We start from the raw sequence: 21,642 nt of genomic DNA, 5'->3' as shown, positions 1-21,642 counted from the left end.
CCGCTGGTGGCCCGCCCCCGGATCCTGTTAGCGCTAACGATAGACCATTTGGCCCCTGCCGGCCGCAGGGAAGGACGCCGGGAACAAGTATCGGCGCGGGGCGGAACCTTACCGGGCGGGCGCGGCGGGCACGGGCCCTGGCACGCAGCCGCACGACGCCCGGAGGACCAGGTCCACAGGGAACGTCCTGTTCCGGGTGGGAGACACGCCGTCCGAGTCGATGAGCGCCTCGACGGCGGCCTCGGCCATCGCCTGCACGGGCTGTGCCACGGTGCTCAGCGGTGGCCAGCTGTACTCCGCCTCGGCCGAGCCGTCGAAGGAGAAGACGGCCAGGTCCTCGGGAATCCGCAGGCCGGCCTCCTGCACTGCGCGCAGCAGGCCGACAGCCTGCAGGTCGGAGCTGACAAACACCGCGGTGGGCCGGTCCGCGGCGGCGAGCAGCCGCTGCCCGGCCCGGTAGCCGCCTTGGCGGTCGAAGTCGCAACGCACAATCGGCCCTTCCGGGAGCCCCGCCTCCGCGAGCCCCTGCTGCCAGCCGATCTCGCGCCCGTCCAGATCATTGCCGACGTTCATGCCCATGACCAGCGCGATCTTGCGGTGCCCGTGGCCCACAAGGTGTTCAACGGCGCGCCGGGAGCCTTCCTGCAGTTCCACGCCGACAGAGTTGAAGCCGGGCACCTCGCTGCTGTGGTTCAGCAGCACGGCAGGGATCTCCGAATGCTCAAGCTCTGTCAGGTCGGGTTCGAACAGCACGCTGGAGAGGAAGACGCCGTCCACGCGGCGGCTCGCGAGGTTCCGGACCTGGCGGCGTTCGTTGGCCGCTGATCCGCCCGAGTTGGCCAGCAGCAGCGCGTAGCCGCGCGCCGCTGCGGCTTCCTCCACGGCGTGGGCCAGGGCGGCGAAGAAGGGGTTGGTGGTATCCGCGACCACCATGCCGAGCATTTCACTCGAGCCCAGTTTCAGTGCCCTCGCCGCGGCGTTCGGCCGGTACCCGAGGGCGCTGATGGCCTCACGCACTTTCGCGGCCGTCGCCGGGGAGACCCGTTTGGGGCCATCGTTCACCACATAACTGACGACGGCGGTGCTGACACCTGCCAGCCGGGCCACGTCTTTGCGGGTGATCGTGGGCCTGGCGGGGGCTGGCGAATGTGGCACAGTGACCATGCTACCGCCGGAGTTCCCCGGCAAAGCCTTCCTCGTTGGGTCCCTGTGCGGGCAGCTTGGCCGGGGCGTCGCCGTGGTCCGGCACGGGCAACCGCTCACCGCCGCGGAGGGCGGATTCATGCGCCACGATGCCCGGGAGGGTGTAGCGGGCGGCTTCCCAGGCGTTGACGGGCGGGAGCGTTCCGGTGGCGACGGCTGTGGCGAAGTCGTCCACCAGGAAGTGGTGGCTTCCCTCGTGCCCGTTGTGAAGTCCGCGGAACTCGGCGGGGAGCCTGCCGGCGTCGTGCACGGGTGCCATGCCGGAGGTGAAGGCGTCCCGCAGGGCCGGGGCGACGCCGGCCAGCGAAGGATCGTCGGCAGCGAGCGTGGCCCCGGTGGCCAGTTCCGCGCTGACGTCGGTCACGGACTCCTTGTCCTGCCACACACTGACCGTGGCCAGCTGCTCGAAGCTGGCGTCCGTGCCGAAGTACCGGAAGCGGCTTTCGCGCAGGTGGGAGGGGTAGCCGACGCGGCGCATCTCGTTGATGCGCATGGACCCGCCGGTTGAGAGTTCGAACAGCGCGGTGGCATTGGAGAAGTCGTTGCCGAACATGCTGACGTCCTTGTCGAACACGCCGTCGCCGCGCTCGTCGGAGACGCCAATGCAGCTGACGCTGACGGCATGGCCGCCGATTGCGCCCAGTACGCCGCCGGTGGAGTGGGTCGGATACAGCATGGGCGGGTAGCTGGCGGTGCGCTTCCAGTCCTCCCCGCCGCTGTACTGGTAGGCCTCGTAGAAGCCAAGGTCCATGTCATGGACGTAGTCGCCCTCGGCATAGAAAATGCGACCAAATGCGCCTTCGGCCCTGCGCTTGCGGGCATACACCGTGGCGGGGTTGTAGTAGCTCGTCTCGCCCATCATGTAGGTCAGGCCCGTGTCGCGGACGGCGTCGATGATCTGGGCGATCTCGTCCTCACTGATGGCCATCGGTACTGCCGAGTAGACGTGCTTGCCCGCGCGGAGCGCCTGCAGCACCAGGGGCCCGTGCGTCCAGCGCTGGGTGAAGATCGCCACGGCGTCCAGGCCGCTGTCGAGCATGGCCTCGAAGCTGGGATAGGTCCCGGCCAGGCCCAGCCGCTCCCGGAGGGCCTCGGCCCGTTCCGGCAGGACGTCGGTGACATGGACTTCGGAAATGGCGGGGTGGGCGTCGAAGAGTTTGGCGAAGGCGCCTGCGAATTGTCCGGCGCCAACGATGCCTAGTGAGAACGTCATGCACGCAAGTTTCACACCAGCTTCTACTCGAGTCAATAGCTGATGATGAGCGGAAGTTTCCAGCCCGGAAACATGGAAGAAACTGTTGCGCATTGGAAAGTTACTCGTGTAGATTCATCCCCAGTTGTAATCCACGTCACAGCATCCACGTAACTGCGGAGGAACCACCAATGACCACCACAACTGCCCGCGGAGCCGCCCCGGCCCGCAAGGCGACCGGCACGGGAACGGGCAACGCTGCCCCCCGCCGCCGGCGCCGACCCCGGAGCGACCTGAAGGTTGCCCTTCTCTTCATCGCCCCGGCCCTGCTCGGCTTCGTGGCGTTCTACCTTGTGCCGAGCATCCGCGGCGTCTACCTCAGCTTCACCGAGTACAGCGTCTTGGGGGATCCCACCTGGATCGGGATCAAGAACTACACCGCGATCTTCGCGGACGATCTGTTCTGGAACGCCATGGCCGTCACGGTCCAGTACGTGGCATTGAACATCGGCTTCCAGACGGTGATCGCGCTCGGACTGGCCCTGCTGATGCACAACGTCGCCAAGTCCACGCTTATCCGCGGCGCCCTGCTGCTGCCCTTCCTCGTGGCCAACGTGATCGTCGCGCTGCTGTGGTTCTGGATGCTCGACTACCAGCTGGGAATCGTCAACGAGGTCATCAACTGGCTGGGCCTGCCGCGCATCGCCTTCTTCGGCAGCGAGCAATGGGCCATCCCCACCATCGCCGGCGTCAACGTCTGGCGCCACATGGGATACACGGCCCTGCTGATCTTCGCCGGCCTGCAGTCCATCCCCAACCACGTATACGAGGTCGCCTCGCTCGACGGCGCCTCCCCGACCCGGACCTTCTGGAGCATCACGATGCCGCTCCTGCGCCCCGTGCTGGTGCTGGTCCTGGTGGTCACCGTGATCGGCTCCTTCCAGGTCTTCGACACCGTGGCAGTGACCACGGGTGGCGGCCCGATCAATGCCTCCCGCGTCATCCAGATGTACATCTACCAGAAGGCCTTCGGTGAATCCGACTTCGGCTACGCCTCGGCCCTGTCCGTCATTCTCTTCGTCATTCTCGCTCTTGTGGCCTTCGTCCAGATGAAGTTCCTCAAGGGCAACGAATCGGATCTGGACTAAGGAACCCCAGCCATGACTACCTCCGCCCCTTCCCGCAAGAAACCCGCCGCCACCGTTCCCGCTCCCAGGAAGCCGGTTAACTGGCGCCGCGTCGGCGCCTGGACCCTCGTCGCCATCGCCGTCGTCGTGACGATCGCGCCGTTCCTCTGGATGCTCCGCACCGCACTGTCCAGCAACGCCTCCCTGGCCTCGAACGCCAGCAACCTGCTGCCGGCCGACTTCAGCCTCGGCGCCTTCAAGCGGGTCCTGGGGCTGCAGAGCCCCGAGGAAGCCATCGCCGAGGGCGGCTCCGGCGCCGCCATCAACTTCTGGCTGTACCTGCGGAACTCCGTCATCTTCGCCACCGTCACCACCGCCGGGCAGGTCTTCTTCAGCGCGATGGCCGCCTACGCCTTCTCCCGGCTCCGCTGGCCGGGCCGGAACGTGGTGTTCGGCCTGTTCCTGGCCACCATGATGGTCCCGCCGATCTTCACAGCCCTGCCCAACTTCCTGATGATCAAGAACCTCGGCCTGCTCAACACGTTCGCCGGTCTGGCCCTGCCGTTCCTGTTCATGACCCCCTTCGCCATCTTCTTCCTGCGCCAGTTCTTCCTCTCCATGTCCCGCGAAGTGGAAGAGGCCGCCATGCTCGACGGCGCCAAGCACGTGCGGATCTTCTTCCAGATCGTGCTCCCGAACGCCGCGGCCCCGCTGGCCACCCTGGCGCTGCTAACCTTCATCGGCCAGTGGAACGAGTACTTCTGGCCGCTGCTGGTGGGCCAGGACGAAAGTGTCCGCGTCCTCACCGTGGGTCTGGGCGTCTTCAAGTCCCAGTCCCCGCAGGGCGCCCCCGACTGGTCCGGCCTGATGGCCGCAACACTGATCGCGGCCCTGCCCGTCCTCCTGCTCTTCATCGCCTTCGGCAAGCGGGTGGTCAACTCCATCGGCTTCTCCGGCATCAAGTAACCCCGACCCAACACGCACTGCCCCGTCAACAAGCGTTCCCCTCAAAGAAGCACTTCCATGAAAGGTCCACCATGAAGAAGACCCTCGGCGCCGTCGCTGCCGCCGCAGCCATCGCAATCTCCCTCTCCGCCTGCGGCGGGTCCGCCCCGGCCTCCACCGAGGCCAAGGGCGAAATCAACTACTGGCTGTGGGACGCCAACCAGCTCCCGGCCTACCAGCAGTGCGCGGACGATTTCACCAAGGCCAACCCGGACATCAAGGTCAAGATCACCCAGCGCGGCTGGGACGACTACTGGACCACGCTGACCAACGGCTTCGTCGCCGGCACTGCCCCCGACGTCTTCACCAACCACCTCTCGAAGTACCCCGAGTACGCCGCGAAGAAGCAGCTGCTCTCCCTTGACGACGCAGTGGCCAAGGACGGCATCAAGCTGGAGAGCTACACCAAGGGACTCCCCGAGCTCTGGGTGGGCCAGGACGGCAAGCGCTACGGACTGCCCAAGGACTGGGACACCGTGGGCCTCTTCTACAACACGGCCATGACGGACTCCGCGGGCCTGACCGCCGAGCAGATGGCCAACCTGGACTGGAACCCGCAGGACGGCGGCAGCTACGAGAAGGCAATCGCGCACCTGACCGTGGACAAGAACGGCGTGCGCGGCGACGCGGCAGGTTTCGACAAGAACAAAGTGGCCGTCTACGGCCTCGGTCTCGCCGGCAGCGGCTCCGGGCAGGGCCAGACCGAGTGGAGCTTCCTCAGCGCCACCACCGGCTGGAGCGCCACGGACAAGAACCCCTGGGGCACCAAGTTCAACTACGACGACCCCAAGTTCCAGGAAACCATCGCCTGGTGGGCCGGACTCGTAGAAAAGGGCTACATGCCCAAGCTCGAAACCACCGTCGGCGCCAGCCTGGCGGACAACTTCGGCGCCGGCAAGGCTGCCATCAACACCACCGGTGACTGGCTGATCGGCCAGTACAAGAGCTACAAGGGCGTGAAGACCGCGTTCGCCCCCACCCCGAAGGGCCCCGAGGGCAAGCGCGCCAGCATGTTCAACGGCCTGGCCGACTCCGTCTGGGCCGGCAGCAAGAACCCGGCCGCCTCAGTCAAGTGGGTCGAATACCTCGCCTCCACCGCCTGCCAGGACGTCGTAGCCTCCAAGGGCGTCGTGTTCCCGGCTCTCACCAGCTCCTCCGAGAAGGCAGCCGAAGCATTCAAGGCCAAGGGCACCGACGTCTCCGCCTTCACCACCCACGTCAAGGAAGGAACCACGTTCCTGTTCCCGATCGCGGATAAGGCAGCCAAGGTGGACGGCATCATGAAGCCGGCCATGGACGCCGTCCTCTCCGGCAAGAAGCCTGCCAGCTCCCTCACCGAGGCCAACAACCAGGTCAACGCCCTCTTCAAGTAAGCCTCTGAAGCCATAGCCGCCAGTAACGGCGGCGCCCGGTGCGCGGGATCCCGAGCCGGATCCCGCGCACCAGCACCTGACTTCCGCACAACTGAAAGCGAATCCCATGCACCCCGTGCACCTGCGTTCTGCCGGCACCAGCCTCCTGCTGGCCTTCGATTCCGGCGAGGCCGAGATCGTCCACTGGGGCGCCGACCTCGGCGAACACCTCCCCGACCTGGCGGTCCTCCGCGGGCCCGTCCCCCACTCCGCCCTCGACATCCCCGTCACCGCCGGGCTGCTCCCGCAGGCCTCCTCCGGCTGGGCCGGACGGCCGGGCCTGCGCGGGCACCGGAACGCCGACGGCGGACCCGGCCAGGACTTCTCGCCGGCCCTGCGGGTGGTGTCCGCCCAGATGCAGGAGGGCGGGCACGGGGTACTGATCATCCACCGGGATTCCGAGGCCGGACTGGAAATCAGTTCCGAGCTCACCCTTCACCCCGGCGGCCTCCTGGAGCTGGCGCACACGCTGACCAACAGCGGCACGGCCGAGTACCAGCTCGAGGAACTGGCCGCGGTGCTGCCGGTGCCGCGGGACGCCACGGAACTGCTCGACCTCACCGGCCGCTGGTGCCGCGAAAACCACCCGCAGCGGCACGCCGTCCAGCAGGGAACCTGGGTCCGTACCGGCCGGCACGGCCGGACCGGCCACGATTCCTCGCTGCTGGTGGCTGCCGGGTCCGCCGGCTTCTCCAACCGCCGGGGCCAGGTCTGGGCCACGCATTTCGGCTGGAGCGGCAACCACGAGCAGTACCTCGACAGCCTCACCGACGGCCGGCGCATGCTCGGCGCCGCGGAGCTGCTCGGCTCCGGCGAAGTGGTGCTCCCCCCCGGCGGCAGCTACCGGACGCCGTCGCTCTTTGCCGCCTACTCCGGCCATGGCCTGGACGGCATCACCGAGGCCTTCTATGACTGGTTCCGTGCCCGGCCGCAGCACGTGGACACCACGTCCGGGCGGGTCCGCCCCGTGGTGCTCAACACGTGGGAGGCCGTGTACTTTGACCATCGCCTCGAACCCCTGCTGGAACTCGCCGAATCGGCCGCCGGGCTCGGCGTGGAACGCTTCGTCCTCGACGACGGCTGGTTCCGCGGCCGCCGCGACGACCACGCGGGCCTCGGCGACTGGTACGTAGACGAGGGCCTGTGGCCCAACGGCCTCACCCCGCTGATCGACGCCGTCACCGGCCACGGCATGGAATTCGGCCTGTGGGTGGAGCCGGAGATGGTCAACCTGGACTCCGACGTCGCCCGCGAACACCCGGACTGGATCGTGGGCCCGTCGGCGCTTTCGTACAAGGACGGCGGCCGGCTCGCGCACACCTGGCGCCACCAGCACGTCCTGGACCTCGCCAATCCGGAGGCCTGGCAGTACATCTACGACCGCCTCGACGCCCTGCTGCGCGAAAACACCATCGCCTACCTCAAGTGGGACCAGAACCGCGACCTCACCGAGCACGGCCGCGGCGGCCGCCCGTCCGTCCACGAACAGACGCTGGCCGCCTACCGCCTCTTCGACGCGCTCAAGGCAGCGCACCCGGACGTGGAGATCGAAAGCTGCTCCTCCGGCGGGGCCCGCGTGGACCTCGGCATCCTGCAGCGCACCGACCGCGTGTGGGCCTCGGACTGCAACGACGCCCTGGAACGCCAAACCATCCAGCGCTGGACCCAGGCGATTCTGCCCCCGGAACTCGTCGGAGCGCATATCGGCCCGACCACCTCGCACACCACGGCCCGCACCCACGACATCTCCTTCCGCGCCATCACCGCACTCTTTGGCCACTTCGGCATGGAGTGGGACATCCGCGCGGCCACGAGCGAGGAGCGCGCCACTCTGCGCCGCGTGATTGCGCTGTACAAGCGCCACCGCGCCCTGATCCACTCCGGCAAGCGGGTAAACGCGGACACCGCCGAGCCCACCCTGAGTGTCCACGGTGTGGTTGCCCACGACGCCGGCGAGGCCCTGTTCGCTGCCGTGTCCCTCGCATCCTCTCCGGCTGAGGTCCCCGGGCAGGCCTCGCTGCCGGGCCTTGACCCGAAGCGGACCTACCGTGTCCGGGCCGAACTGCCGACACCCCTCGACGGCGACTACGCGCACACCTTCTCTCAGATCCAGCCGCCGGCCTGGCTCGAAGACGGCGCCGTCGCGTCCGGCGCCTTCCTCCAGCACGTCGGCCTGCCCCTTCCGGTCCTGAACCCGGAGCACGCCCTGCTCCTGCACGTCCAGGCCCTCTGACCGCCCGGTCCCCACCCCTGAAGGAACCCCATGACCAGCATCATCAGCCGCAGCGACGCCCCGGCGTCGTTGTCCGCGGTCACCAGCACACGCCTCGCCGACGGGCGCGAGCTCCTGTATTTCGACGACACCACCCATCCCCGGCAGCGCCCCTCCAGGGACCGCCGCGAACTTCCCGAACGCGGCCCGTCCGGGGAAATCCGGTACGACGCGCTGACCGGGGACTGGGTGGCGGTCGCCGCGCACCGGCAACACCGGACGCACCTGCCGCCGGCGGACGAATGCCCGCTGTGCCCGAGCACGGACGCGCGGCCGTCGGAGATCCCGGCCGCGGATTACGACGTCGCCGTTTTTGAAAACCGCTTCCCGTCGCTCGGCCCGGATTTCGCCGCGGCCCCGGCAGCGCCGGGCTGGGGAAGCCGCGGGCTCGCCGGCGGCCGGTGCGAGGTCGTGGCCTTCACGCCCGAGCACACGGGAACGTTCGCCGCCCTCAGCACCCGGCGCGTGCGCACGGTGATCGACGCCTGGGCCCACCGGACCGAGGCACTGAGCGCCCTGCCCGGCGTGGCGCAGGTGTTCTGCTTCGAGAACCGCGGCCAGGACATCGGCGTGACACTGCACCACCCGCACGGCCAGATCTACGCCTACCCCTATGTCACGCCCCGGGCCGCCGTGATGGCCGCGGCCGCCGGCCGGTTCCATGAGGAAGCGGGAGGGACGGCCACCCTGACCGGAAGCATTGTGGCCAGCGAACGGACCGACGGCGCCCGGATGGTGGTGGAGGGCGAGTTCTTCAGCGCCTACGTGCCGTTCGCGGCGCGCTGGCCGCTGGAAATCCATCTCGTCCCGCACCGCCAGGTTCCTGACCTGGCGGCCTTGAACGGCGCCGAACGCGACGAGCTCGCCGTCCTCTATCCGGACCTGCTGGGCCGGCTGGACGCCCTGTACGGCAGCCCGACGCCGTATATCAGCGCCTGGCACCAGGCCCCCCTTGACCCGGTGCTGCGCCGGTCCGGCTACCTGCACCTGCAGCTCACCTCGCCCCGGCGCGCCGCGGACAAACTCAAGTTCCTCGCCGGCTCCGAGGCCGCCATGGGCGCCTTCATCAACGACACCACGCCCGAAGAGGTCGCCGCCCGGCTCCGGGACGCCAGGACGGGAGCGCGATGACCACCACCGACACCACAAGAACGGGCCCGGCGGACGCGCTGGCCGGCGCCTTCGCCGGCCTCTTCGGCCGGCACCCCGACGGCGTATGGCAGGCACCGGGACGGGTCAACCTGATCGGCGAGCACACGGACTACAACGAGGGACTCGTCCTGCCTTTCGCCATCAACCGCAGCACCACCGTGGCCGTGGCAGCCCGGGACGACCGCACCGTGCGCCTGGCTTCCGGGTTCCCGGGCGCTGAACCCGCAGAATTCGATCTCGACACGTTCACCCCGGACCAGGCTGCGGGCTGGTCCGCTTATCCGGCCGGCGTGGCCTGGGAGCTGGAACGCGCCGGGGTCACGGTGCCGGGCTTTGACCTGTTTGTGTCCTCCGATGTACCAGTAGGGGCCGGGCTGTCCTCCTCCGCAGCCCTGGAGTGCGCCGTCGCCCTGGCCCTGTCCGATCTCACCGGAGCCGGCCTGGGCCGCGCCGAATTGGCGGATATAGGGCGGCGTGCCGAGAACAACGTCGTCGGCGCACCCACCGGCATCATGGACCAGTCTGCCTCGATGCTCGGCACCAAGGATTGCGCCGTCTACCTGGACTGCCGTGACCTCAGCTCCCGCCCGGTACCGCTCGGTCTGGAGGAAGCCGGGCTTCTCTGCCTGGTCATCGACACCAAGGTCTCGCACGCCCACGCCAGCGGCGGGTATGCCGAGCGCCGGGCCTCCTGCGTCCGGGGCGCCCGGGCCATGGGCGTGGGCGCCCTTCGCGACCTCGGCGCCGCCGATCTGCCCAGTGCCGAGCGGATCCTCGACGAGGAGACGTTCCGCCGGGTCCGGCACATCGTCACCGAGAACGCACGGGTCGCCCGGACCGCGGAACTGCTCGGGACCCTTGGGCCGCTGGCCATCGGGGAACTCCTGGACGCCAGCCACCGCTCCATGCGGGACGACTTCGAGATCTCCTGCCCGGAACTGAACCTGGCCGTTGACGCCGCCCGCACCAACGGGGCCATCGGGGCCCGGATGACCGGCGGCGGGTTCGGCGGCTCGGCCATCGCCCTGGTTCCGGTCAACGACGCCGATCGGGCCCGGTCCGCGGTCCTTGCCGGCTTCGCCGCCCGTGGGCTGCCGGCACCGGACGTCTTCGCCGTCCTGCCGGCAGAGGGGGCGCGGCGGCTGTGATCAGCCCGGCGGCCGGGTGGTCAACGTCCGTAGCCGGCGCGTGAGGATGTCCGCCCGTGCAGCGCGGCCGCGGCCCAGGCGGACATCAGCAGTGCCACCAACAGCAGCCCGGCGTCGCCCAGGTCCACGGACCCGAGCCAACTGGTCAGCGGGTCGCCAAGCCCGAACACCTGGTGAAGGGCACCGGCCAGGGTGATGACCGCAATGAAGAGGGCGGAAACAGCAGAAATGCCCGTAATAACGGCATTGAAGCCAAGTTTGCGCCGCGGATCCGTCAGGGCCGAACGGTACATCCGCATCATGGCCACGCCGTTGATGGTGTCGCACAGCGTCATGGCGGCCGCGAAGGCCAGCGGAAGGGCCAGCAGCGCGAGCGGGGAAACGCCGGCCAGGGAGGCCGCCGTCGCCATGACCAGCAGCCCGATGGTTGTGGCGGTATCGAAACCCAGCCCGAAGAGGAATCCGATCACGTAGATGTTCCGGGGATGTTGGACCCGGGCCAGCGGACGCGCGAACAGCCGGGTCACGAAGCCCCTCGCGGCAAGGTCCTCGTGGGAGATCGCGGCACCATTGCGCGCACCGCGGTACACCTTGAGTGTCCGGAGGAAGGCGGAGCCGTTGAAGGCGCCCATGGCCAGCAGGAACAGCCCCGATACGCCGCTGCCGACCAGCCCCAGCAGCAGGTTCCCGGCAGTCCCCTCCACCATGAAGTTCTCCACCAGCGAGGCTCCCGCCACCACGAGCACCCCGGCCAGGATCACCACGGAACTGTGGCCCAGGCTGAAGGCGAAGCCCACGCTGACTGGATCGCGGTGCTCGGCCGCGAACTTCCGGGTGGAGTTATCGATCGCGGCGAGGTGGTCCCAGTCGTAGCTGTGTTTCACCCCCGCCAGGTAGGCCGTCAGGACCAGTCCGATCCCCAGCGGCGGTCCGCCCCCGGCCGCACCGGCCACCAGGAGCACGACGGCGGCGGCGTGCAGTGCGGCCACCGCGCCGAAGGTCACCAGCAGCCGAGTCCTCAGCGGCAGGTGCGCCCGCCGGCGGTAGAGCCGGTACAGCGCCGTCATCTGCCCGATCGCGGCCATCAGTACTTCCTCAGATCCAGCGGATCCTGGCCGTACCAGCGTTTGCGCAGCAGGGCCGTGGCGGCTCCAGCAACGTGCTGGAGTTCCTCCGTGCTGTTGGAGAGCGATCTCAGCACCAGCCCGGCCGTTCCCAGCACGGCGGCCGTGAGCGAAATGCCGGTGTGGGCGCCGAACCCCGCCGTGATCTCGTGGAGTTCGTCGGCGAGGGCCTGGTCCACGCGCGGGTCCACCACGATCAGCGACCCCAGATGGCTGAAGCCCTCCATGAACGCCATACCGGTGACATCGCCCAGGGACGGGCGGAGGAGCACGTTGTCCAGGGCCAGCAGCCCGGCCGCGCCCCCGGACTCGACCCGTATCTCGGTCCGCAACCGCAGCTCCTCGTACCGGAACGAGTCGCCGTCCGGCGACCACCCCGGGGTGATAATTTCGGCCATGATCAGGCTCGACGACGGCCGCACCGTCACGCGGGTATTCTGCCGGTAGCTGGCCTCCCGGTAGGCGATCACCTGGTCCGGGGCGAACTCCAACCGCGCCCCCTCCCCAAGCCGCAGCCTCATCCGCTGCTCGGCGAAGGATCCAGGAGTCCGGTAGATCTTGGTGGCCGACTGCGTCGCGAGCAGCAACTTTGCCCCGTCCGCCACCTCCACATCAATCACATAAAGATCAGCCCCCAAATAGGCCCCACCCGGATTCACAATGACATAACAAACCTGCCCGGAGTCATCCAAGTAGTGCGGCCGCAAAACCCTCAAGGCCCCCCGATGGTACTGACGCGACGCCACAGACTTTCCCGCACGTTCAGTGACGACGAGTTCGAGCTCCCCCATCGGCGACTTAACCACTGAGGCGGCGAGGCCGGATTTTGGGGCCGCGGCGTGGCGGGCACCGCGGGGGGCCCACTGCCGCGAGGGCTCCGACTCGAGCTTGCGAGAGTTGGGAGCGGCTGGGGACGGGCACGGCCCCAAATCCGGCGAAGCCGCCGGACTCCGCACAATCGCCGTCATGACGCCAGGTCGAGCATCAGGACGTCGCGCCGCACCCATTCGATGACGCGCTCCAGCCCTTCGTCGGTCTTTAGGTTCGTGAAGCAGAACGGCTTCTCGCCCCTGAATTCGCGCGAGTCCCGTTCCATGACGGAGAGGTCCGCGCCCACGTGCGGCGCGAGGTCGGTTTTGTTGATGATGAAGAGGTCGGACTTGATCATGCCCTGGCCGGCCTTGCGCGGGATTTTCTCGCCCTGGGCCACGTCGATGATGTAGATGGAGAAGTCCACCAGTTCGGGGCTGAAGGTGGCGGAGAGGTTGTCGCCGCCGGATTCCACAAAGATCACCTGCAGATCCGGGTGCCGCTTCTTCAGCTCCTCGATGGCCGCCGTGTTCATGGAGGTGTCCTCGCGGATGGCGGTGTGCGGGCAGCCGCCGGTTTCGACGCCGATGATCCGGTCCAGCGGGAGGATCCCGTTGGCGGCGAGGATCTTGGCGTCCTCGATCGTGTAGATGTCGTTGGTGATGGCCGCCATGGAGATGTCCCGGCTCATGTGGCGGGTGAGGCGCTCCACCAACTGGGTCTTGCCAGCACCCACCGGGCCGCCGATGCCGATCTTGATGGGCTCAGACATATTCTTCTCCAGACATATTTCTTGAAGCATTTTTCGTACAGGTCAGTTAGCTCATGAACATGCGGGCGCGCTGGCGTTCGTGCCGCATCTGCGAAATTTCGAGTCCGGGGCTGACGGCCCCAAAGTCGTCAGGCGTGAGGTGGCCCGCGCGCTCGGCCGCGGCCGCGACGTCGTCGGCCGCCTTCCGCAGGAGCCGCTGGCCGGCGTTCTGCCCCAGCGGAATTGCCCGCACCGCGTTCTGAGTCAACGACGTGACCGTGGCGAACAAGTACGCGCCCAAGGCCTCGCCCAGCGGGACAGCCAGGGATCGGGCGATCACAGCAAACGCCAACGGCTGGTGCCCGGCGGCACGGCCGGAGGTCACCAGTTCCCGGTACCCGGCCAGTGCAGGGGACGGAAAAATCTCGGCCCCGATCTCCAGCAACCGGTTCCCCATCTTGATGCTGGCCTCGCGCAGCTGCCGCGGCAGCAACTGGGCGGTCAGCAACGCATCCAGTTCACCAACAGCAACACCCTCATACAGGAACCGGATGGCCAGGGCGTCCGAGTAGGTGAGCTGCTGGGAAATGAACGCCGCTAGCCACACCCCAAAGCTCGCCTCACCCCGCACCAGCCCGCGCTCAATATAAGTCTCAAACCCGAGCGAGTGAGCAAACGCCCCGGTAGGCAGCGCCGAATCCGTCAGCTGCTGCAATGCCAACTGGTAGGACGCGGAGCTAGTGGCTGTGTTCGGCATGGCGGAAGGGGACGGGCATCACGCGCTCCTGGCGGTCGTAGGGCGCTCCGACGTGTTTGAGATAGTCCTCCACGGTGTGGTCGTACTGGCAGACCATCACCTCTGCCCCATAGTCCGAGGACGCGTCGAAGAACTGGGCCTGCAAGTGGCGGTTGCCCAGGGAATGCGCCACCACGCCCATCTCATGGATGGAGCGCGGGGCGATAACCAGGACATCTGTAGGCAGCACCGACACCACGATCATGTTGGTTCCGGCCACGTGCAGGATGTCGCCGTCGCGCAGGTCCCCGGAACCGGTGGGGAGGCGGATGCCGAGTTCCTTCCCGTGGTCGGTGGTGACGCGCTGGATGCGCTTGACCAGCTGGGCGCTGGGCAGCACCACTTTTTCCCGGTGAAGCCCTATATACGGGTCCGGGCCGGGAGGGAGGTCGTGGGTGTTGCCGAGGACCTTTTCAATGATCATGGTCGTCTCCTCTGGAAGCCTAGAAAAGGAAGTAGCGCTGCGCCATGGGCAGGACGTCCGACGGTTCGCACGTGACGTCCTCGCCGTCGACCGTCACCTGATACGTTTCCGGGTCCACCTCGATATCCGGGGTGGCGCCGTTGAACTTGAGGTCCGCCTTGGTGAGGCTGCGGATGCCGGACACCGGCCGGATGACTTTCTCCAGTCCGAGCTCCGCCGGAACCCCGGCGTCGATGGCGGCCTGGGAGAGGAAGGTGATAGAGGACTGCTGCAGCGCCTTGCCGTAGGCGGCGAACATCGGGCGCATGGTCCGCGGCTGCGGGGTGGGAATCGAGGCGTTGGCGTCCCCCATGAGGGCGTAGGCAATCTGGCCGCCCTTGAGCACCAGCTCCGGCTTCACCCCGAAGAATGCCGGGTCCCAGAGCACCAGGTCGGCAAACTTTCCGACCTCCACCGAACCGATCGAGTCGGCCATGCCCTGCGCGATGGCCGGGTTGATGGTGTACTTCGCCACGTAGCGCTTGATCCTGAAGTTGTCGCTCTCCGCCCCCAGACCCGCAGCGGCGCCGTGCACACCGGCTGCGGTGTCGCCTGAGCCGTCGGGGTCCTTGAGCACGCCGCGCTGTTTCTTCATCTTGTCGGCCACCTGCCAGGTGCGGATGATCACTTCGCCCACCCGGCCCATGGCCTGGGAGTCCGAGGACGTGATCGCGAAGATGCCCAGGTCCTGCAGGACGTCCTCGGCGGCGATAGTCTCGGCGCGGATGCGGGAGTCCGCGAACGCCACGTCCTCCGGGATGTCCGGGTTCAGGTGGTGGCAGACCAGGAGCATGTCCAGGTGCTCTTCGATCGTGTTCCGCGTGTACGGCAGGGTGGGATTGGTGGATGCCGGCAGGACGTTGGGCAGCCCCGCGATCTTGATGAGGTCCGGGGCGTGCCCGCCGCCGGCGCCCTCGGTGTGGAAGGTGTGGATCACGCGGCCGCCGATGGCCCGGATGGTGTCCTCCACGAAGCCGCACTCGTTCAGGGTGTCGGTGTGGAGGGCCACCTGGACGTCGTATTGATCTGCGACCTGTAGCGCGGTGTCGATGGAGGACGTGGTCGAACCCCAGTCCTCGTGGACTTTCAGCCCGATCGCGCCGGCGCGGATCTGCTCGGCCAGAGGCTCGACGGCGGACGCGTGCCCCTTGCCGAACAGGCCGATGTTGATCGGGAGCCCTTCGGCAGCCTGCAGCATCCGCTGGATGTGCCATTTTCCGGGCGTGACGGTGGTGGCCTTGGTGCCTTCGGCGGGACCGGTGCCACCGCCCACCATGGTGGTCACCCCGCTGCACAGGGCCGCGGGAACCTGGTCCGGGGAGATGAAATGGATGTGGGAGTCCACCCCGCCGGCCGTCAGGATTTTCCGCTCGCCGGCAATGATCTCGGTGCTCGCGCCAATCACGATGTCCACGCCGTCGGTGATCTGCGAGTTGCCGGCCTTGCCGATCCGGAAGATGTGGCCGTCCCGGATCGCGACGTCGGCCTTGTAGATGCCGGTGTAGTCCAGCACCACCACGTTGGTGATCACGGTGTCCGGGATGGTTCCCCCCTGGACGTCACCGTCCCGGGTCAACTGGCCGTTCTGGCCCATGCCGTCGCGGATCACCTTGCCGCCGCCGAACACCACTTCCTCGCCGTAGACGGTGAGGTCTTTCTCGATCTCAAGGAACAGATCGGTGTCGGCCAGGCGGATCGCGTCGCCGGTCGTCGGGCCGTAGAGGTCCGCGTATTGCCTGCGGGACAACTCGAAAGTCACGGTGCGTCACCTATCCGTTCGGAAACGTGGAGTTCGGAAACATGGAGTCCGGTCTTGTGGAGGGCGCCGTTGACAGCGTTGCTGAGGCCGTGCACTTCACGGCTGCCCGCGAGTTCAATCAGCCGGACAGTCCTGCTGTCCCCCGGTTCGAACCGTGCGGCGGTGCCGGCGGGAATGTCCAGGCGCCGGCCGTAGGCGGCTTGCCGGTCAAAATGCAGCGCCGGATTCGCTTCGGCAAAGTGATAGTGCGAGCCCACCTGGACGGGGCGGTCACCGGTGTTGGTCACGGCGACGGTCACCGCCTCGCGGCCGGCGTTGATCACCAGCGCCGTGGCGCTGAGAACGTATTCTCCCGGAATCATGAAAGCCCCCTAGCGGATGGGATCGTGGACGGTGACGAGCTTGGTGCCGTCCGGGAAGGTGGCCTCGACTTGGACGTCGTGGATCATTTCCGGTACGCCCTCCATCACGTCGTCGCGGCTAAGGAGGGTGGTTCCGTAACTCATGAGCTCCGCCACGGTCCGGCCGTCCCGGGCGCCCTCCATCAGTTCGTAGCTGATGACGGCGACGGCCTCGGGGAAGTTCAGTTTCAGTCCGCGGCCCTGGCGGCGGCGGGCGAGGTCCGCGGCGACCACGATCATGAGCTTTTCCTGTTCACGGGGCAAGAGGTGCATGACGGAATCCCTTCAAGAACCGGCCGGCTGGCGGACCGCAGATGCCGCGGTGTGACCAGACTAGGCCGGTGAGATTTCCTGCAGGTTTCCGGGGCTGCCGGCGCTCGAGCCCGCGCGCCCGCCTTCAGGGACCCGGAGCCTGCACTGCAAGGCCTATAACATGAACAAGCTTGGAGCGACTCTGAAGCAGCAGGTGCGAAGGACGCACTGTGAAAGACTTATGTCATGGCGGTGTCAGCAGCATTCGATAACGAGAGCCTCTCGGAAAAGGTCAGAAGGACCATCGTGGACCGCGTCGTCGACGGCACCTACCCTCCCGGCATGCGCCTCGTGGAACTCCAGCTCGCCAAGGAGTTCGGCGTCAGCCAGGCTCCAGTGCGCGAAGCCCTCCGGGAACTGTCCTCCACCAGGCTGGTCGAAAACATCCCCCGCCGCGGAACCTTCGTCAGGTCTGCTTCCCAGGATGACCTTGCGGAGGTTTATTTTGTCCGCCTGGCCTTGGAGGGAACGGCCGCCGCAGCTGCTTATCCGGCCCTGCACGCCGACCCGTCACCACTACGCCAAGCGCTGGCAGGCATGCGCGAAGCCGCTGCAGCGAACGATGCCCATGGCATCGCCAAATACAGCACAGCTTTTCACCGCGCCGTTGTTGTCGCCACCGGGAACCGGCTCATGGCGGAAATCTGGGATTCCCTGTACGTCGAGGCCCGGACCATGGCCACCGTCGTCCGTGGCCACGTGGACCTGCACGCCGCTGCCGAAGCCCATGTCCCGATCCTGGAAGCGTTCGAAAACGGTACGCCGGAACTCTGCACCAGGCTCGTCATCGAGCACCAGCACGAATACTCCGTCCTCCCCCAGGAGTAGACCCTCCCTAAGGGCTAACCCGGATCCAAAGACTGCCGGCGATGGATTCTTGAGCCTTCCCCTTGTGCTGCCGATCACCCTCATGTATCGTCTTATTCATCAATTATCGATAATCGATCAAAGGAGATCACTTTGAAACTCGTAACTTTCCGCCACCAGGGCACCGAGCAGACCGGCGTCCTCAGCGACGACGCCTCGACCGTGACCGCCGTTCCCGGCTCGCAGGATCTGCTCGCACTCATCGACAACTGGGACGACGCCGCAGCGCAGATCGCCGCCGGCACCGGCCCGGCCGTCAACATCACCGACGTGGAACTGCTGGCCCCGATCCCGCTCCCCCGCCGCAACATCTTCTGCGTCGGACGCAACTACGTCGAACACGCCAAGGAATTCGCGAACTCCGGTTACGACGCCACGGCCAGCGCCAGCCACCAGCCGGAATACCCGGTCGTGTTCACCAAGGCCCCCTCCACCGTGATTGGCACCGGCGCCGACATCGACCCCCACACCGGTGTCACCTCCGAACTCGACTACGAAGCCGAGCTCGGGGTCATCATCTGCAAGGGCGGCCGCGGCATCGGCCAGGCCGATGCGCTGGACCACGTCTGGGGCTACACGATCATCAATGACGTCACCGCCCGCGACCTGCAGAAAGACCACAAGCAGTGGTTCCTCGGCAAAAGCCTGGATACCCACGCACCGATGGGCCCCTGGGCCGTCACCCGCGACGAGGTCGGCGACGGCCCGCTGGACCTGCTCTGCACCGTCAACGGCGAAACCCGGCAGAAGGCAACCACGGCCGACCTGATCTTCGACATCCCCACGATCATCGAAACCATCAGCGCCGGCATCACGCTCCAGCCCGGCGACATCATCGCCACCGGCACCCCGGTCGGCGTCGGCATCGGCTTCACCCCGCCGCGGTTCCTGACCACCGGAGACGTCGTCGAGATCAGCATCAGCAAGCTCGGCACCCTGAGCAACCGGGTCGGAGAAGGACGATGAGCACCGCAACCGTCGCCGCCGGCCTGACGGCCGTCGGCACGAAACAGCTCTTCGTCGAAACCACGGGCTCCGGCCCGGACATCGTCCTGGTCCACGGGCTCGGCGGCACCACCAGCTTCTACGAACCCCTTGTCGCCTCGCTGGCCGAACGGTTCCGGGTCACCCGCTATGACTTCAGCGGACACGGACGCTCACCCCGGGCCGGGGGACTCAACCTCGAATCCCTGACCGCCGAACTGGCCCTGGTCATCGAGTCCCAGACTGCCTCCGGACGGGCGCACCTCGTCGGGCACTCGATGGGGACCCTCATCGTCCAGCAGTTGGCATCGACGCGCCCGGACCTGGTCCGGGAAGTCGTCCTGCTCGGCCCGGTCCGCGAACAGGCCCAGGCCGCGAAGGACGCCACCCGTGCACGCGCCGTCCTCGTAAGGGAGAAGGGCATGGCTGCCGTAGCCGACACTGTCGCCAACGCCGCCACCGCCGACCACGCAGCGATCGGGAACCCGCTGGTCCGGCCCTTCGTCCGCGAGCTGCTCCTCGGCCAGGACCCGGAAGCGTACGCCCAGGCCTGCGAGGCCCTCGCCGCCGCGAGAAACCCGGACCTGACCACGATCCTGTCCAAGGTCCTGCTCCTCACCGGCAGCGAGGACAAAGTCAGCACCCCGGCCTCCAACGAGGCCATGGCAGCAGAGCTGGGCAGCGCCGAACTTCTGGTCGCCCCGGGAACCGGCCACTGGACAGTACCCGAGGCGCCGGACTTCGTCACCGCCGCCGTCCTCGACTTCCTCACCAGCACAACGCTCACGCCGTCGACAAAGAATACCTGCGCGTGCAGCAACGCCAGCCCCGGCTGCCAGTCCCGCCGCCAGCAGAACATCACCATGCAGATCCGCAAGGCCCCCTAACAACCGCGCCACCGCCTCCATCTCAAGATAAGGACAACGAAGTCATGTCGAAAACTCTCTTCACCAACGTCAACATCCTCGACAGCACCGGAGCCCAGCCCTTCCTGGGCGAAGTGCTGATCGTCGATGAGCGCATCACCGACGTCCGCGCCGGTTCAGGGAACCTGCCCCGCGAGGGCGTCAAGGTCATTGACGGCCGCGGCCAGACCCTGATGTCGGGCCTGTGCGACGCACACACCCACTTCACCTGGAACGACGGGGACCTCAACGGTCTGGAAACCATGCAGGTCGAAGAACACCTGCTCCACACCGTACAGTCCGCCAAAACCTACATCGACTACGGCTACACCATGTGCTTCGGCGCCGCCAGCGCCAAGAAGCGCCTCGACGTTGTCGTCCGCAACGCCATCAACGCCGGCGACATTCCCGGCCCCCGCTACCTGGCGAACGGCCAGGAAATCGCCACCACTGCCGGCGACCTCGTCCCCGGCATCACCCAGATCGCCGACGGCGTCGAGGAAATGCGCAAGGTCGTCCGCGAAACTATCGGCCTGGGCGTGGATCAGATCAAGCTCAGCATCTCCGGTGAGGAAATCACCGGCTCCAAGGCAGCCACTGACACCTACATCACCGAAGAGGAACTCCAGGTCGCGGTGGACGAGGCCCACCGCCGTCACGTCCGCGTCTGCACCCACGCCCGCAGCCGCGACTCGGTCATCATCTCCCTGAAGACCGGAGTGGACATGATCTACCATGCCTCATACATCGACGACGAAGGCATGGACATGCTCGAAGCCGCCAAGGACCGAGTCTTCGTCGCCCCGGCCATCAACTGGATCGTCGCCACCCTCAACGACGCCGCCGCGTTCGGCTACTCCCACGAAGCCGCCGAAAAAGCCGGCTACGCCCGCGAACTCGAAATCGCCTGCAAAGCCATCCAGGAAATGCGCCGCCGCGGCATCCGCGTCCTTCCCGGCGGAGACTACGGCTTCGCCTGGACACCCCGCGGCACCTACGCCCGCGACCTGGACCACTTCGTCAAGCTCTTCGGCTACACCGAAATGGAGGCCATCATCGCCGCCACCGCCCTCGGCGGGGAACTCTTCGAAAAGCCCAACGAGCTCGGCAAGGTCCTGCCCGGCTTCTACGCCGACCTCATCCTGGTCGACGGCAACCCGCTCGAGGACATCACGATTCTGCAGGACATCACCAAGATCACCGCCGTCATGAAAAACGGCGAATTCCACCGCGCACCGGCCGAACACAGCCCGGCAACCCCGGAAGCAGCACCAGACCTCGCACTGACCCACCTCTAACCCGCCACGGCCCCGGCTTCTGGCCGGGGCCGTGCTCAGTTCATTCCTTTCAAAAGACAATGACGCCATTTTGACCTGAAGGAACACCAAATGAAGCCCCTCGTCACCATCGGAATCACCGCCGGCATCCTCGCCGGACTCTGGACCCAGTTCAGCACCCTCTTCGGCCTCATCACCTGGGTCGGGTTCCTCTCCTGGGCATGCTTCTTCGCCGCCGGAGGCAAACCCGCCGGGCTCCTCAAGACCATCCCCGCCAACCTCTCCGGCATCCTGTGGGGCGCAGCCATCGTCTGGGGAGCGGCGAACCTCCCCATCCCGGGCGCGCTCGGCATCTCCGTCGCCATCGCCGCCTTCGGGATGTGCGTGCAGGCACGCTGGACCGTTCTGGGCTTCATCCCCGGAGCTTTCGCCGGATGTGCCGCGTACTTCGGCACAACCTTCGATGCGGCCGGGACCTGCATGGCCCTGATCGCCGGCGCCGGCCTCGGCTGGCTCTCCGAATACACCGCAAGCCTCCTCACCAACGCCGGCAAGAAGGCCCAGGCACCCGCGCCGCATACAGAAACCCAACCTGTCGGCTAAACGTCAAGAGCGGCCCTTCCATGGCATCCCTACATGTCAGGTGCCACCGGCCAGATTTACGACGCTGGTGGCACCCTGA

The 21,642-nt window shown here is 67.2% G+C and carries 21 protein-coding genes; 11 read left to right on the top strand and 10 right to left on the bottom strand.

The window, feature by feature from the left end:
- Window positions 1-108: 108 nt before the first annotated feature.
- Window positions 109-1,164 carry a LacI family DNA-binding transcriptional regulator gene (locus tag AC1D2F_RS00745; RefSeq protein ID WP_364746696.1) on the bottom strand — a complete coding sequence of 352 codons (1,056 nt, stop codon included), beginning with the start codon at window positions 1,162-1,164 and terminating at the stop codon, window positions 109-111.
- Between the two features lies 1 nt (window position 1,165).
- Entirely contained in the window at window positions 1,166-2,416 is a 1,251-nt protein-coding gene (locus AC1D2F_RS00740; protein WP_229994249.1) for a Gfo/Idh/MocA family protein, read from the bottom strand.
- 170 nt (window positions 2,417-2,586) lie between these two features.
- On the opposite strand from AC1D2F_RS00740, the gene AC1D2F_RS00735 reads away from it, so the two are divergent.
- The 6 genes from AC1D2F_RS00735 to galK all read left to right on the top strand — a co-directional run bounded on the left by AC1D2F_RS00735 (window position 2,587) and on the right by galK (window position 10,511).
- Window positions 2,587-3,543, top strand: coding sequence for a carbohydrate ABC transporter permease (locus tag AC1D2F_RS00735; protein ID WP_229994250.1), 957 nt, complete (start codon window positions 2,587-2,589; stop codon window positions 3,541-3,543).
- A 12-nt stretch (window positions 3,544-3,555) separates the two neighbouring features.
- Complete coding sequence (locus AC1D2F_RS00730) at window positions 3,556-4,488, top strand: carbohydrate ABC transporter permease (RefSeq protein ID WP_364746693.1); 933 nt, start codon at window positions 3,556-3,558, stop codon at window positions 4,486-4,488.
- Window positions 4,489-4,559: 71 nt separating this feature from the next.
- Window positions 4,560-5,900 carry an ABC transporter substrate-binding protein gene (locus tag AC1D2F_RS00725; RefSeq protein WP_364746691.1) on the top strand — a complete coding sequence of 447 codons (1,341 nt, stop codon included), beginning with the start codon at window positions 4,560-4,562 and terminating at the stop codon, window positions 5,898-5,900.
- Window positions 5,901-6,006: 106 nt separating this feature from the next.
- Window positions 6,007-8,172 carry an alpha-galactosidase gene (locus tag AC1D2F_RS00720; protein WP_476965995.1) on the top strand — a complete coding sequence of 722 codons (2,166 nt, stop codon included), beginning with the start codon at window positions 6,007-6,009 and terminating at the stop codon, window positions 8,170-8,172.
- A 30-nt stretch (window positions 8,173-8,202) separates the two neighbouring features.
- A complete protein-coding gene (gene galT / locus AC1D2F_RS00715; RefSeq protein WP_476965994.1) occupies window positions 8,203-9,342 on the top strand; it encodes a galactose-1-phosphate uridylyltransferase in 1,140 nt (379 codons plus the stop codon).
- Entirely contained in the window at window positions 9,339-10,511 is a 1,173-nt protein-coding gene (gene galK / locus AC1D2F_RS00710; protein WP_476965993.1) for a galactokinase, read from the top strand. The genes galT and galK overlap by 4 nt, the downstream gene beginning before the upstream one ends.
- 20 nt (window positions 10,512-10,531) lie before the next feature.
- On the opposite strand, the gene AC1D2F_RS00705 is transcribed toward galK, so the two are convergent.
- From AC1D2F_RS00705 to AC1D2F_RS00670, 8 genes are all read right to left on the bottom strand, one after another.
- Window positions 10,532-11,578 (bottom strand): HoxN/HupN/NixA family nickel/cobalt transporter, encoded by a 1,047-nt coding sequence (locus AC1D2F_RS00705; RefSeq protein ID WP_476966096.1) that lies wholly within the window; start codon window positions 11,576-11,578, stop codon window positions 10,532-10,534.
- A gap of 17 nt (window positions 11,579-11,595) precedes the next feature.
- Window positions 11,596-12,255: an urease accessory protein UreD gene (locus tag AC1D2F_RS00700; protein WP_476965992.1), complete on the bottom strand. Its 660-nt coding sequence runs from the start codon at window positions 12,253-12,255 to the stop codon at window positions 11,596-11,598.
- Between the two features lie 344 nt (window positions 12,256-12,599).
- Window positions 12,600-13,217 (bottom strand): urease accessory protein UreG, encoded by a 618-nt coding sequence (ureG, locus tag AC1D2F_RS00695; protein ID WP_476965991.1) that lies wholly within the window; start codon window positions 13,215-13,217, stop codon window positions 12,600-12,602.
- Between the two features lie 46 nt (window positions 13,218-13,263).
- The gene (locus AC1D2F_RS00690) at window positions 13,264-13,953 is read right to left on the bottom strand and encodes an urease accessory protein UreF (protein ID WP_476965990.1); all 690 of its coding nucleotides are present in this window, start codon (window positions 13,951-13,953) and stop codon (window positions 13,264-13,266) included.
- Window positions 13,934-14,416, bottom strand: coding sequence for an urease accessory protein UreE (gene ureE, locus AC1D2F_RS00685; RefSeq protein ID WP_476965989.1), 483 nt, complete (start codon window positions 14,414-14,416; stop codon window positions 13,934-13,936). The genes AC1D2F_RS00690 and ureE overlap by 20 nt, the downstream gene beginning before the upstream one ends.
- A gap of 19 nt (window positions 14,417-14,435) precedes the next feature.
- Entirely contained in the window at window positions 14,436-16,214 is a 1,779-nt protein-coding gene (gene ureC, locus AC1D2F_RS00680; protein ID WP_476965988.1) for an urease subunit alpha, read from the bottom strand.
- Window positions 16,211-16,576 (bottom strand): urease subunit beta, encoded by a 366-nt coding sequence (locus AC1D2F_RS00675; protein ID WP_229994260.1) that lies wholly within the window; start codon window positions 16,574-16,576, stop codon window positions 16,211-16,213. The genes ureC and AC1D2F_RS00675 overlap by 4 nt, the downstream gene beginning before the upstream one ends.
- A 9-nt stretch (window positions 16,577-16,585) precedes the next feature.
- Window positions 16,586-16,888, bottom strand: coding sequence for an urease subunit gamma (locus AC1D2F_RS00670; RefSeq protein WP_229994261.1), 303 nt, complete (start codon window positions 16,886-16,888; stop codon window positions 16,586-16,588).
- A gap of 225 nt (window positions 16,889-17,113) precedes the next feature.
- Here AC1D2F_RS00670 and AC1D2F_RS00665 point away from each other — a divergent pair, with 225 nt between their 5' ends.
- From AC1D2F_RS00665 to AC1D2F_RS00645, 5 genes are all read left to right on the top strand, one after another.
- A complete protein-coding gene (locus AC1D2F_RS00665; RefSeq protein ID WP_476965987.1) occupies window positions 17,114-17,755 on the top strand; it encodes a GntR family transcriptional regulator in 642 nt (213 codons plus the stop codon).
- Window positions 17,756-17,887: 132 nt separating this feature from the next.
- Window positions 17,888-18,760, top strand: coding sequence for a fumarylacetoacetate hydrolase family protein (locus AC1D2F_RS00660; protein WP_476965986.1), 873 nt, complete (start codon window positions 17,888-17,890; stop codon window positions 18,758-18,760).
- Window positions 18,757-19,665, top strand: a complete 909-nt coding sequence (locus tag AC1D2F_RS00655) for an alpha/beta fold hydrolase (protein ID WP_476965985.1) — start codon at window positions 18,757-18,759, stop codon at window positions 19,663-19,665. The genes AC1D2F_RS00660 and AC1D2F_RS00655 overlap by 4 nt, the downstream gene beginning before the upstream one ends.
- 44 nt (window positions 19,666-19,709) lie before the next feature.
- A complete protein-coding gene (locus tag AC1D2F_RS00650) occupies window positions 19,710-20,981 on the top strand; it encodes a metal-dependent hydrolase family protein (RefSeq protein ID WP_476965984.1) in 1,272 nt (423 codons plus the stop codon).
- 90 nt (window positions 20,982-21,071) lie between these two features.
- A complete protein-coding gene (locus AC1D2F_RS00645) occupies window positions 21,072-21,563 on the top strand; it encodes a DUF1097 domain-containing protein (RefSeq protein WP_229994266.1) in 492 nt (163 codons plus the stop codon).
- The last annotated feature ends 79 nt before the right edge of the window (window positions 21,564-21,642 follow it).

It is taken from the genome of Arthrobacter sp. P1_B3 (assembly GCF_056406615.1).
This window is presented reverse-complemented; position numbering and strand designations above follow the sequence as displayed.